12 protein-coding genes and 1 tRNA gene are annotated in these 13,497 nt (G+C 51.7%); 10 read left to right on the plus strand and 3 right to left on the minus strand.

From position 1 onward, the window contains the following. A partial coding sequence (locus ACTHSW_RS09065; protein WP_440373882.1) for a hypothetical protein occupies window positions 1-215 on the minus strand: 215 nt, incomplete at its 3' end. 78 nt (window positions 216-293) lie between these two features. On the opposite strand from ACTHSW_RS09065, the gene radA reads away from it, so the two are divergent. After that, window positions 294-1,670 (plus strand): DNA repair protein RadA, encoded by a 1,377-nt coding sequence (radA, locus tag ACTHSW_RS09070; protein ID WP_070461614.1) that lies wholly within the window; start codon window positions 294-296, stop codon window positions 1,668-1,670. Window positions 1,671-1,819: 149 nt separating this feature from the next. Continuing rightward, entirely contained in the window at window positions 1,820-2,626 is an 807-nt protein-coding gene (locus tag ACTHSW_RS09075; RefSeq protein ID WP_070461615.1) for a DUF4198 domain-containing protein, read from the plus strand. Between the two features lie 55 nt (window positions 2,627-2,681). On the opposite strand, the gene ACTHSW_RS09080 is transcribed toward ACTHSW_RS09075, so the two are convergent. Next, entirely contained in the window at window positions 2,682-3,242 is a 561-nt protein-coding gene (locus ACTHSW_RS09080) for a pseudouridine synthase (protein WP_049332414.1), read from the minus strand. 80 nt (window positions 3,243-3,322) lie between these two features. Next, window positions 3,323-3,415: transfer RNA gene (locus ACTHSW_RS09085), tRNA-Ser, on the minus strand. 198 nt (window positions 3,416-3,613) lie between these two features. Between ACTHSW_RS09085 and ACTHSW_RS09090 the strand changes: the two genes are divergently transcribed. The 8 genes from ACTHSW_RS09090 to ACTHSW_RS09125 all read left to right on the plus strand — a co-directional run bounded on the left by ACTHSW_RS09090 (window position 3,614) and on the right by ACTHSW_RS09125 (window position 13,450). Next, a complete protein-coding gene (locus ACTHSW_RS09090) occupies window positions 3,614-4,126 on the plus strand; it encodes a hypothetical protein (protein ID WP_234395463.1) in 513 nt (170 codons plus the stop codon). A 52-nt stretch (window positions 4,127-4,178) separates the two neighbouring features. Beyond that, window positions 4,179-4,796, plus strand: coding sequence for a 4'-phosphopantetheinyl transferase family protein (locus ACTHSW_RS09095; protein ID WP_070461616.1), 618 nt, complete (start codon window positions 4,179-4,181; stop codon window positions 4,794-4,796). Between the two features lie 93 nt (window positions 4,797-4,889). Next, a complete protein-coding gene (locus ACTHSW_RS09100; protein WP_440373883.1) occupies window positions 4,890-7,208 on the plus strand; it encodes an MMPL family transporter in 2,319 nt (772 codons plus the stop codon). Window positions 7,209-7,342: 134 nt separating this feature from the next. Continuing rightward, on the plus strand, window positions 7,343-8,581 hold the full coding sequence (locus ACTHSW_RS09105) for an NAD(P)/FAD-dependent oxidoreductase (protein ID WP_440373884.1): 1,239 nt from the start codon (window positions 7,343-7,345) through the stop codon (window positions 8,579-8,581). Between the two features lie 97 nt (window positions 8,582-8,678). Next, the gene (locus tag ACTHSW_RS09110) at window positions 8,679-9,197 is read left to right on the plus strand and encodes a hypothetical protein (RefSeq protein ID WP_107769280.1); all 519 of its coding nucleotides are present in this window, start codon (window positions 8,679-8,681) and stop codon (window positions 9,195-9,197) included. Window positions 9,198-9,200: 3 nt separating this feature from the next. Beyond that, window positions 9,201-10,403, plus strand: a complete 1,203-nt coding sequence (locus tag ACTHSW_RS09115; protein ID WP_070461620.1) for a beta-ketoacyl-ACP synthase — start codon at window positions 9,201-9,203, stop codon at window positions 10,401-10,403. Between the two features lie 172 nt (window positions 10,404-10,575). After that, window positions 10,576-12,798, plus strand: a complete 2,223-nt coding sequence (locus tag ACTHSW_RS09120) for an NADP-dependent isocitrate dehydrogenase (protein ID WP_070461621.1) — start codon at window positions 10,576-10,578, stop codon at window positions 12,796-12,798. Window positions 12,799-12,856: 58 nt separating this feature from the next. Then, window positions 12,857-13,450: a LolA family protein gene (locus ACTHSW_RS09125; RefSeq protein WP_070461622.1), complete on the plus strand. Its 594-nt coding sequence runs from the start codon at window positions 12,857-12,859 to the stop codon at window positions 13,448-13,450. Window positions 13,451-13,497 lie beyond the last annotated feature (47 nt).

Genomic DNA, 13,497 nt, shown 5'->3' on the forward strand with positions numbered 1-13,497 from the left:
AGGCAAGGCAAGGCAAGGCAAGGCAAGGCAAGGCAAGGCAAGGCAAGGCAAGGCAAGGCAAGGCAAGGCAAGGCAAGCTTACCATCACTTTTTTGAAATAAAATCATTTTTCTAAAACTTCCATGTAAATTTTTCCTATTATGCCGCAAAAAAACAGCAAATGCCGCTGCATTAAACAAGTGATGAATACTTGAAATTATAAATAAAGTATTCATAATCCCAAGGCCGTCTGAAAACCTTCCTCACTTTTCAGACGACCTTTTCACACATCAAATATCCATAGGGAAAACACCATGGCAAAAGCCCCCAAAACCATTTACCAATGTTCCGAATGCGGTGGCACTTCCCCGAAATGGCAAGGCAAATGCCCGCATTGCGGCGAGTGGAACACGCTTCAGGAAAGCCTAGCCGCGCCCGAGCCAAAAAACGCCCGCTTCCAATCTTGGGCGGCGGACACTTCGACCGTCCAATCCCTCTCTGCCGTTACCGCGACCGAAGTGCCGCGCAATCCGACGGGCATGAGCGAACTCGACCGCGTATTAGGCGGCGGTTTGGTCGATGGTGCAGTCATCCTGCTCGGCGGCGACCCCGGTATCGGCAAATCCACACTACTGTTGCAAACCATCGCCAAAATGGCGCAAAGCCGCAAAGTGCTGTACGTTTCTGGCGAAGAATCCGCCCAACAAGTCGCCCTGCGCGCGCAACGTTTGGAACTGCCCACCGAAGGCGTAAACCTGCTTGCCGAAATCCGCATGGAAGCGATTCAGACGGCCTTGAAACAGCATCAGCCCGAAGTCGTGGTCATCGACTCCATCCAAACCATGTATTCCGACCAAATCACTTCCGCCCCTGGTTCCGTGTCGCAGGTGCGCGAGTGTGCCGCCCAGCTGACGCGCATGGCGAAACAGATGGGCATCGCCATGATACTGGTCGGACACGTTACCAAAGACGGTGCGATTGCCGGCCCGCGCGTGCTGGAACACATGGTCGATACCGTGCTGTATTTCGAGGGCGACCAACATTCCAACTACCGCATGATACGCGCCATCAAAAACCGCTTCGGCGCGGCAAACGAATTGGGCGTATTCGCCATGACCGAAAACGGTTTGAAAGGCGTGTCCAACCCGTCCGCCATCTTCCTCGCCAGCTACCGCGACGACACGCTCGGCTCGTGCGTTTTGGTTACACAAGAAGGCAGCCGCCCACTTTTGGTCGAAATTCAGGCATTGGTCGATGATGCACACGGTTTCACCCCCAAACGACTCACCGTCGGTCTCGAACAAAACCGCCTCGCCATGCTGCTCGCTGTCCTCAACCGCCACGGCGGCATCGCCTGTTTCGACCAAGACGTGTTCCTCAACGCCGTCGGCGGCGTCAAAATCGGCGAACCCGCTGCCGACCTTGCCGTCATCCTCGCCATGCTCTCCAGCTTCCGTAACCGCCCGCTGCCCGAAAAAATGGTCGCATTCGGCGAAATCGGTTTGAGCGGCGAAGTCCGTCCCGTCGCACGCGGACAAGAGCGGCTCAAAGAAGCGGAAAAACTCGGCTTCAAACGCGCCATCGTCCCCAAAGCCAATATGCCGCGCCATGACAAAGAGTTTCCGAACCTGAAAATCTACGGCGTCAGCAGTTTGCAGGAAGCGATTGACGTTTGTCGTGACGGGGACTAAACCGTTTCGATAATCCTCCTAAAAAACAATCATCTAAAAGGCCGTCTGAAAACTTTCAGACGGCCTCTCTTTAAATTTAAATATTTTTGTTATATTATAACGAACGATTTATTCTATCTTTTCTACACATCGAAAATCGGAGAGAAATCTTGAAAAAAACCGCTTTGCTTATCGCATCCACCTTCCTGTTCAGCACTGCCGCCCACGCCCATCGCGTTTGGGTTGAAACCGCCCACACACATGGCGGTGAATACCTTGAAGCCGAATTGGGCTATGGCGAATTCCCTGAGCTTGAGCCGATCGCCAAAGACCGCCTGCACATTTTCAGCAAACCCATGCAACTGGTGACTGAAAAAGGCAAAGAAAACATGATTCAAAAAGGCACATACAATTACCAATACCGCAGCAAACTGCCGGTCAAAGACGGCAGCTACTTGGTAACTGCCGAATACCAACCGACTTTCTGGTCAAAAAACAGCGCAGGCTGGAAGCAGGCAAGCATCAAAGAAATGCCTGATGCAAGCTATTGCGAACAAACCCGTATGTTCGGCAAAAACATCGTCAATGTCGGCCACGAAAGCGCAGATACCGCTATCATTACTAAGCAAGTTGGCCAACATTTGGAAATCGTACCTTTGGACAACCCTGCTAACGTCCACGTCGGCGAACGCTTCAAAGTCCGCGTCCTCTTCAATGGCGAGCCGCTGCCTAACGCCACCGTTACCGCCACATTTGACGGCTTCGACACCAGCGACCGCAGCAAAACCCATAAAACCGAAGCCCAAGCTTTCTCCGATACCACCGATGACAAAGGCGAAGTCAGCATCATTCCATTGCGCCAAGGTTTCTGGAAGGCCAGCGTAGAACACAAAGCCGATTTCCCTGATCAAAGCGTGTGCCAAAAACAGGCGAACTACACCACAATGACCTTCCAAATCGGTCATTCACATCATTAATTTTTCCATAACAAAAGGCCGTCTGAATATTTCAGACGGCCTTTATTCATTCTATTTAAGGACGATGCGGCGCAAACTGCCATTGTCCCAATTCCAAATTCAAATCAAACAGATTCAGACGGCCTATCGCCACACGAACCAAGCGTAAACACGGAAAGCCTGCTTTCGCCGTCATCCTTCGCACTTGGCGATTTTTCCCTTCCGAAATTTTGATTTCCACCCAAAAATCAGGCACGGACTTGCGCACGCGAATCGGCGGCACGCGCGGCCATAAAACATCCGCTTCGCCTTCTTCCAATACCCTAACCTCGGCCGGACGGGTGACAAAATCGCCCAAATCTACGCCACGGCGCAACAAATCCAATTTGGCTTCATCAGGAGAACCCTCCACCTGCGCCCAATAAGTTTTGACCTGCTTGAATTTCGGGTCGGCAATCTGCGCCTGCAAACGGCCATTATTGGTCAGCAGCAGCAAACCCTCGCTGTCCGTATCCAAACGGCCGGCCGGATAAAATCCCGGTTTCTCGACAAAATCCTTAAGGCATTGATGTTTTTCATGTGCAGAAAACTGGCAAATCACGCCATAAGGCTTGTTTAGAATAATCAAATCGTTCATTTCACACTTTCAGACGGCCTTAGATTCCAAGAAATTCCGGATAATAAAAAAGACACCGTATAAACGGTGTCTTTCATATTTGGCGGAGTAAGAGGGATTCGAACCCTCGATGCAGGTTGACCCCACATGCTTCCTTAGCAGGGAAGTGCCTTCAGCCTCTCAGCCATTACTCCTAAGGAAGACCGCAATATACGCTTTCTGCCCTCCTTCGTCAAGCATTACCGCCTCAAACTTTCTTAACGCCATGAAATCATTTAAATAAAAATATAATATTTTTTACATCATCCTATTTTTATACTTCTTTCATATATGTTAAAATGATTCTGTTTTCTGTAAACTTTTTCTACGCCCATTATTACAAAGGAGTTCGTATGTTACGTTTTTCTGCTTTGGTTGCCGTATCCGCCCTGATGCTTGCCGCTTGCTCACAATCTGGCAATTCCCAACCATCCACTTCCTCCTCTCAAACTTCTACTCCAAAAACAACTGCCGCCGGTTCTGCCTGCCGTAGCATGGGTGAGGGCCATAAAGTCCATGGCAAAGGTCAAAACGATATTTATATGTGTAAAGTCGATGTAGCTTTAAACTCTACCGAAGCTAAATCTGTTTTGGATCCTAGCATCCGCGTTCACTACGGCAGTACATCCGGCGCAACTTTGACTTCTCGTCAAATTGCCAACACAGTCGGCAAAACCCCTGATGAAACCTGCCAACGCGCATTCTTAAGCGCGGTTAAACGCTTCCAAAGCACTGCTCATCGCAAAAAAGCCAAATCCGTTCATCTGGTTAGCTACTTTGACAAAGTAACCAAAGGCGGTAACGAATACGAATGCCACATCGCTACATTCAACAGCCGTGTGGTTTTGAAAGGCAGCTTCCACTAAGCAATGTCAAAAATGCCGGACTTCAATATGAAGTTTGGCATTTTTCTATTTTATGGATACGACACCCCTTCACTGTCTGCTGGCCGATCCCTCTTTTGCCGCCTGCTACGACCATGCGTCTCTAAACGCAGCCGATTCCCAACGTTTGGCTACCACGCCTCAACTGGCGCAGCGTCAAGACTGGCAAGTCAGCCGCGCATTAAAACAGCAAACCGATTTACCGACTGTATCGCTGAGCCACAGCAAAGGCTTTGCCGCTTTATTGTGTGCGCCTCAGCCCTTAACAGCCGGTATCGATATCGAGTTTATCCGCCCGCGCGATTTCAAAGCGCTGTCGGCTTTAGTCTGCACGCAGGAAGAACAAGACTATTTGGAAACGGCAAACTGGCCGTCTGAAACGTTTTACCGATTATGGTGTTTCAAGGAAGCCTTGATTAAAGCGGCAAATTTGGATTTTCCGTCAGACATGAAATCGGTCGGCTATGTTTTCGATTCAGGGCAACCCGTCGGTTTACGCGCTGGAAAGCAAACCGATTGGCACGGCACAAGCGCGATTTTGGCGGATACGATGGCACTTGCCTGCGTTTGGAAGGGAAAAGCCGTCGCTCTGCAATGGCAGTTTTTCGGCTCACTCAAGCTCAATGACTTAACCGACCAGCAAACTATCTAACAACTGACAAACTAATAATAATCTGATTTAATTTACTGCACTTTTACTTATTCCACACACCAACAGCAGCATTTGCAAAAGGCCGTCTGAACGATGAATCTTCGCCTCCTAAACCGCCTCTATACTGCCCTTATCCTGTTTCTTACCCTGTTTTTGGTTTATGCCTTTGCTTCACAAGCGCGCATCCAAACCGATTTGACCGCGTTATTGCCAAGCGAGCAGCAACCCGATGCCTTATTAACGGCCGCGGATAAAGCCGCAGAAGCGCAGCTCAATTCGCAAGTCATTTTGCTTGCAGGCAGCACCGATGCCGAAACCGCTTTTCAGACTGCCTCACAAATTGCCGACGTATGGCGCAAAAGCGGCGTATTTGAACAAGTCGACAGCAGCATGACGCCGAATTTGGACAAAGTGCGGGCGGATATGCAGAAACTGAGTTTGGCAGTTTTGCCGCAAGACGAAATACGCCTGCTGTTTGAGCAGCCGCAAGCCTATTTTCAGGCTCGGGCAGAAGCCGCGGCCAATCCGTTTGCCACCCCCTCCCCTTTGTCTTTAGAACAAGACTGGCTGGGCTTCGGACGCTTTGTTGCCAACAAGGCCAATCCGCAAAGCCGTTTGCAGTGGGACATGGACAACGGCATGCTCTTTGCCGAAGACAAAGGCAAAACTTGGGTATTCTTGCGCGGACGGCTCGCCGGCGGCGATCAATTTTCCGGCAACGATGCCCTCTTGCCGCTGATGGCGCAAAGCCGTCAAATCGCTTCGGAAAACGGCGCCGAAACCTTAAGCGCAGGTGGCGCATTGTTCGCCGCCGTATCCAAAGCAGCCGCAGAAAAAGAAAGTCGGCTGATGAGTATGGTCGGACTTGGACTGACCTTTGCGCTGCTTTTGTGGGTCTTCCGCAGCGGCCGCGTATTTTTGCTGTCCTTGCCGCTGGCAGCCGGTATGTTGACCGGATTGGCGGTCGCTTTATTGGTATTCAACGAAGTACATATCCTGACCATCGTCATCGGCACCAGCCTGGTGGGTATGTTGGTGGATTTCCCGTTGCACTGGCTTGCTCCGTCGGTATTCGGGCCGTCTGAAAAGACCGTTTGGCAGGCTGAATCGGCAATGAAACATGTCTTGCCGAGTTTTGCTGTCAGCCTGACAATTACCGTCTTGGGCTACGCACTGCTGTGGTTTACCCCTTTGCCTGTATTGCGCCAAACCGCGGTATTTTCAGGCTTCGCTTTATTTGGCGCGTTTGGTGCCACCGTTTTATGGCTGCCGCCGCTGTTTCGCCGCTACCGTGCCAAAACCGTGCCTTTTGCCGCATTAACCGAAAAGCTCTATTCCTTGTCAGGCCGTCTGAAAAACCGCCTGCACAAACGCGGCTGGTTAATCGTAGGCGGAATTTTGCTGGCAGCCGGACTGTGGCGCAGCGACTGGCGTGACGACATCCGTCAATGGGTCAATATGCCGACCGCGATGTTGGCCGAAGTACAACAAATCGGCCAGTTGAGCGGCACGGATTTTGGCGGCAAATATTTGGTGGCCGAAGCACAAAGCGAAGATGCCCTGTTGAAGAAAACCGCCGAACTCGGCCGCGCCCTGCAGCCCTTAATTGTGCAAGGCAAACTGTCCGGCATCCAATCGCCCGACCAATTCATCCTGCCGACAACGGAACAGCAAAAACTGCAAAACCGCCTGCGCGAATTGACCAAATTGCCTGATAGCTGGAAACCGCTCATAGAAATCGGTATTCCGCGCAAAACCGTGCGCGATGCCCTGCTGCAAGCCGCCGATACGCAACCATTATCGCTTTCAGACGGCCTGAATACCGATTTGGCAGAAGCTTGGCGTTCCTTGTATTTGGGTGAAGTGGAACCAGGCCGTTTTGCTGCCGTCGTGCGTTTGAACGGCATGACCGATGAAGCCGCCGTACACGCCGCAGTGCAACACGTCTCCGGCATACATTGGGCAGACAAACGCGCCCACTTAAACGAGCTTTTCCACCACACGCGCAATCAGGCCGCATGGTTAAAACTGGCTTCCTATGCGTTGGCATGGCTGCTTTTATGGAAAATGTTCGGTTTCAAACGCGGCAGCAAAATCCTTGCCGTGCCGCTGGCCGCCGCCATCTGCACCGTTGCCGTACTCGGTTTGGCCAGCATTCCCGTCAGTCTGTTTGCCATGTTCGGCCTGCTTTTAGTGTCCGCCATCGGCGTGGACTATGCCGTCTATGCCGCCACCGCACACCACAGCGCGCCGGCAAAATTAGGCGGTATGCTGCTTGCCGCCGCGACGACAGCCATTTCCTTTGCCCTGCTCGCCATCAGCAGCACGCCCGCTGTTGCCGCGTTCGGCATGACGGTTACCATCGGTGTGGCATTCAATATTTGGCTGGCAGGCACATTGTTGAAAAATTAGACAAAAGATGAAGGCGATTGAAGTTGAAGCGATATTTTTTTCAACTTCTATCGTCACGTTGTAAGAGGCCGTCTGAAAAACTTCAGACGCTAGTTTAAACATTTTTTTATCATTAAAATCAAAGGTATTTTCAAATGTCCGTAGAATTTGACGTTGCCGTTATCGGCGCAGGCCCTTCAGGTTCGGTTGCTTCCGCTTTGCTGAACAAACAAGGCTTTAAAGTTTGCGTATTGGAAAAACAACATTTCCCGCGCTTTGTCATCGGCGAAAGCCTGTTGCCGCATTGCATGGAAATGTTGGAAGAAGCCGGTTTTGCCGATGCAGTACATGCCGAGCCCAGCTTTCAATTTAAAGACGGTGCTGCGTTTTCATGGGGCAGCCGTTACACAGATTTCAACTTTACTGAAAAATTTTCAGACGGTCCTGGCACCATTTATCAAGTGCGCCGCGGCATCTTCGACAAAATCCTGATTGATGAAGCGGCAAAACAAGGCGTCGATGTCCGCTTCGGACACGGCGTAACCGCGTTTGACAACAGCGGCGATGTGGCACGTTTGAGCGTTGCGACCGATACAGGCGAAAACTATGAACTGACTGCCAAATTCGTTTTGGATGCCAGCGGTTACGGCCGTGTCCTGCCCCGCCTTTTGGACTTGGAAAGCCCGTCCGAGCTGCCTCCGCGCCAAGCCCACTTCACGCATATCGACGACAACATCACCAGCCCGAAATTCGACCGCAACAAAATCCTGATCAACACGCATCCTGAACATCGCGATGTCTGGATTTGGCTGATTCCTTTCGGCGACAACCGCTGCTCCATCGGCGTTGTCGGCACGCCCGACAAACTGGCAGGCGAATCAGAAGCCGTGTTGAAAAAATTTGTGTACGAATGCCCGATGCTGGCGGAAATTTTAGATAAAGCCGTTTGGGAAAACGACTTTCCGTTCCGCTCTATCCAAGGCTATTCCGCCAACGTGAAAACCTTATACGGCAAACATTTCGCCCTTTTGGGCAACGCCGCCGAATTCCTCGACCCAGTCTTCTCCTCCGGTGTAACCATTGCCCTGCACTCTGCCAAACTGGATGCCGATTTGTTGGGCAAACAGCTCAAAGGCGAAGCCGTCGATTGGCAAACCGAATTTGCCGACCAACTGATGATCGGCGTGAACGCGTTCCGCACTTATGTAAACGGTTGGTACGATTTCCGCTTCCAAAACGCCATCTATGCGCCCAACCGCAGCCCTGAAATCAGCCGCATGATTTCGTCTATTTTGGCAGGCTATGCTTGGGATACAGACAATCCATTCGTGGAAAAATCCGAGCAACGCTTGTCCACACTTGCCGCATTGGTGGGCGATTTGAAGGTAGAATAAGGACGAATGCCTTTCAGACGGCCTAGACTGAAAACAGAACAGGCCGTCTGAAACTTCATCCACACCATTAAATATTTTGACCGATAGATAAAACCTTATGCGATTTATCCCTTTGCTTGCCGCACTGCTGCTTTCCGCATGTGCGACCTCGCTCCCCCATCCGCAAACGCTGCCGCTGCTTTCCAAAGAAGGGCAATGGTTCAAACTTGAGCAGACTAATGCGGCGGGGCAAACCGTTCAAACCAATCTCTTGGCAGTCGAGCCTCATTCAGACGGCATCCGCTTTGTCCAAACCGATGCACTGGGAGCGCCGGTATCGCGCCAATCGGTCAGTACCAAAGGCTGGAAAAACGACGGCTTTGTGATGCCCAATGCCAATTCGCGTCGACTGTTTGCCGCCCTGTTGCCGCTTTTGGCCGCCGAACAAGCCGCCACGCTTTACCCTGAAGCCCACCAACAAAACGCCACTCATAAAGGCTTCTGCCCTGACGGCAAAGGCGCGGTGTTCAGCTACCACGAGCGTGATTTGTGGTGTGTCGCCCACCATTCCGAACAATTCCTTATCGGCTTCCCCGACCAAACTTTCTGGACGGTCAGCCCGATTGCAGAAGACTAATTCATGAATACTCCTGTTTATCTCAGCCGTCCGGCACTGACCAGCGCATTGGGCAGCGGCTTGCAAGTTCATGCCGATGCCTTACTCACGCCGTCTGAAAACACACCCCTGACTTTTTCAGACCAATGGGTAAAAGGCAAAACGCATGCTTTCGGTGCGGTCAAAGAAACCCTGATGCCTCTGCCCGACAGCATTCCCAAAGCGCATCGCAGCCTCAACAACCAGCTTATCCTGCACGCGCTTTCGCAAATAGACGGACTGATTCAGACGGCCATTGCACGTTACGGCAAAGAAAGGGTTGCTGTCGTTACCGGTACGTCCACCAGTGGCGCAGATGAAAATATCCCTTTGTTCCAACACGTTATCCAAGGTGGTGAATGGACGGATGTTCCGTTCAAGCAGCTGCAACACACCATGGCTTCGCCCTCCGAATTTATCGCCCAAGTTTACGGTTTGGACGGCTTGCGCTATACCGTCTCCACCGCCTGCACTTCCGGCGCACGCGCCCTCATCAGCGCAGCCCGATTGCTTCGTGCCGGATTGTGTGATGCCGTGATTTGCGGCGGCGCGGATACGCTTTCTCCGCTGACGATTAATGGTTTTGCCTCTTTGGAAGTGCTTTCAGACGGCATCGCCAAGCCCTTTTCTGCCAACCGCAACGGCATCAATATCGGCGAAGCAGCCGCATTTTTCGTGATGACGCGCGATGCGGATTTTGACGGCAAAATGCAGTTGCTGGGCTATGGTGCAAGCAGTGATGCCTACCATATGTCTTCTCCCCGCCCCGACGGTTTGGGTGCTGCCCAATCCTTTCAGGCTGCTTTGGATAAAGCCAGTTTGAAAGCAGAAGACATCGGCTGGATCAATCTGCACGGCACTGGCACGCAACACAACGACAGCATGGAAAGCCGAGCCGTTGCCGAAGTATTTGGCAACCACACCCTTTGCACCTCAACCAAGCCGTCCACCGGTCATACTTTGGGTGCAGCCGGTGCGATCGAAGCCGCGTTTGCCTGGTTGATGGCCAACCGCCAATACAATCCGGAAGGCAAACTGCCGCCGCAACAATGGGACAACATACCCGATTCCGAGCTGCCCAACATCGCTTTGACCGACGAAAACAGCCGCTGGCCGTCTGAAAAACGCATTGCCGCCAGCTCGTCATTCGCATTCGGCGGCAGCAATGCTGTTTTGATTATCGGATAAGTCCTTATATTTAGGCTGTCTTTTCAGACGGCCTTTTTCTTTTCCGCAACTTAAAAAACAATAACATCAAAACAACAACCAAATCCGCCGAAATATGCCATAATAGGCTTAGCACGTTTCTTCTCGCGATGTGCCCGAAAAGAAAAACTTAACCTACATAGAGAATAATCCCATGACTAAATCCACCATTATCTATACCTACACCGACGAAGCTCCTGCATTGGCCACTCAATCCCTGTTGCCAATCGTGCAGGCGTTTACCCGCCACGCCGATATTGATGTCAAAACCAGCGACATTTCTCTCTCCGGCCGTATTTTGGCGGCGTTTCCCGAATACCTGACCGAAGCGCAACGCGTACCCGATGCGCTTGCCGAATTGGGCGAACTGGTGAAACAACCCGATGCAAACGTGATCAAACTGCCGAACATCAGCGCATCCGTACCTCAACTGACGGCCGCGATTAAAGAATTGCAGTCTAAAGGCTTTGCCGTTCCCGACTATCCTGCCGATCCTCAAACCGATGAAGAAAAAGCCGTACGCGAACGCTACGACCGCATCAAAGGCAGTGCGGTAAACCCTGTCCTGCGTGAAGGCAACTCCGACCGTCGCGCGCCTAAAGCAGTGAAAAACTTTGCGAAAAAACATCCGCACAGCATGGGCGCATGGACCAAAGATTCCAAAACCCATGTTGCCACCATGCAAAGCGGCGACTTTTTCCATAACGAACAATCCGTTACCGTACCTGAAGCGACTTCCGTATCCATCGTGTTCACCGACAAACAAGGCAACAAAAAAGAGCTGCGTGAACCTGTTGCCTTGAAAGCCGGCGAAATCATCGACGCGACCGTAATGAGCAAAAAAGCCCTGCTCGCCTTCCTTGCCGAACAAGTGAAAGACGCAAAAGCTAAAGGCGTATTGTTCTCGCTGCACATGAAAGCCACCATGATGAAAGTGTCCGACCCGATTATCTTCGGACACGCCGTCAAAGTGTTCTTCGCGCCTGTATTTGAAAAATTCGGCGACAAACTGGCTGCCGCAGGCGTCAACGTCAACAACGGCTTCGGCAACCTGCTTGCCAATCTGGACAAACTGGATGCGGACACCCGCGCCGCCGTTGAAGCTGAAATCGCTGCCGTTTACGCCGCCAACCCTGATTTGGCCATGGTTGATTCCGACAAAGGCATTACCAACCTGCATGTTCCTAGCGATGTCATCGTCGATGCTTCTATGCCTGCGATGATTCGTAATTCTGGCCGTATGTGGGACAAAGACGGCAAAGCGCAAGACACCAAAGCCGTCATTCCTGACAGCAGCTACGCCGGCGTTTACCAAGCAACCATCGACTTCTGCCGCGAACACGGCGCGTTCGATCCGACAACAATGGGTACCGTTCCTAACGTCGGCCTGATGGCGCAAGCAGCCGAAGAATACGGTTCGCACAACAAAACTTTTGAAATCGAAGCCGACGGCCAAGTTCAAGTCATTGATGCAGCTGGCAATGTCCTGATGCAACACGACGTTGAAGCCGGTGACATCTGGCGTATGTGCCAAACCAAAGACGCGCCCGTCAAAGACTGGGTACAACTCGCCGTCAACCGCGCCCGTCTGAGCAACACGCCAGCCGTGTTCTGGCTCGACGAAAACCGTCCGCACGACAAGAGCCTGCTCGCCAAGGTTAAAGCCTACCTTGCCGAACTGGATACCAACGGTCTCGACATCCGCGTCCTCGCTCCCGAAGAAGCTGCCAAGTTCAGCTTGGGTCGTCTGAAAAACGGCGAAGACACCATCTCTGTAACCGGTAACGTCCTGCGCGACTACCTGACCGACTTGTTCCCAATTTTGGAACTGGGTACCAGCGCGAAAATGCTGTCTATCGTTCCATTGATGAATGGTGGCGGTATGTTTGAAACCGGCGCTGGCGGCTCCGCACCGAAACATGTCCAACAATTCCTCGAAGAAAACCACTTGCGTTGGGACTCTTTGGGCGAATTCCTCGCACTCGCCGTATCGTTTGAACATCTGGCGCAAAAAACCGGCAACTCCAAAGCCCAAGTCCTCGCCGACACTTTGGATGCAGCCACCGAAAAACTGCTGTTGAACGACAAATCGCCTAAACGCAAAGCAGGCGAACTCGACAACCGCGGCAGCCATTTCTACCTCACCCTCTACTGGGCGCAAGAATTGGCGGCGCAAGACAAAGATGCCGAACTGAAAGCCGCATTTGCTCCATTGGCAGCCGCTTTGACTGCCGACGAAGCCAAAATCGTTGAAGAACTCTCTGCCGTACAAGGCAAAGCGGTCGACATCGGCGGCTACTACGCAGCCAATCCTGAAAAAGCGGCACAAGCGATGCGTCCAAGCGCAACCTTTAATCAGGCCTTGTCAGCCTTATAATTAAAGCAATAAAAGGCCGTCTGAATTTTCAGACGGCCTCAAACCTTATGGAAGCACAATGAAAAAAAACATTCTTTCTCTTACTCTCCTCATCAGCGCTCCGGCTTTGTGGGCATTTTCCCCTGCCGAATTGGCACAAACCCTGCAAAAACCGCAAAACGTGCAAGGCAATTTTGTCCAACAACGCCAGCTTAAATCCCTCAGCAAACCCATGACCACCAGCGGCAGCTTTACCCTTGTCCCACAAAAAGGCCTGCTCTGGAAAATGCAAAAACCATTTGAAACCACCCTGCGCGTGCGTTCAGACGGCATCATGCAATGGAACGGCAGCCAATGGGTCAACCCAAATGCCAGCAAGCTCAACGGCCAAAGCCGCCAAATCAAACTCTTCCTCGACCTTTTGGGCGGCAATACCCAAGGCCTGGAAAAACAATTTGATTTGAAATTAAACGGCAACGAGAAAAAATGGACGTTGACCTTAACTCCGAAAACCGCCATTACCCGTCAAATCTTCAACCGTATCGAAATCAACGGCGATACGCTGGTACGTAAAATCGAATTAGACGAAAAGCAAGGCGACAAAACCATCATGCAGTTCAACCAAATCCAAACTGATAAAGCCCTGGACAGCTTCAGCCGTACCGCCCTCTAAATTGCCTATTCCAACAAAAGGCCGTCTGAAAATAGATTTCAGACGGC

Origin of the sequence: Neisseria sp. P0008.S004 (genome assembly GCF_051962755.1) — a bacterium.
Classification (GTDB): Bacteria; Pseudomonadota; Gammaproteobacteria; order Burkholderiales; family Neisseriaceae; genus Neisseria; species Neisseria subflava_A.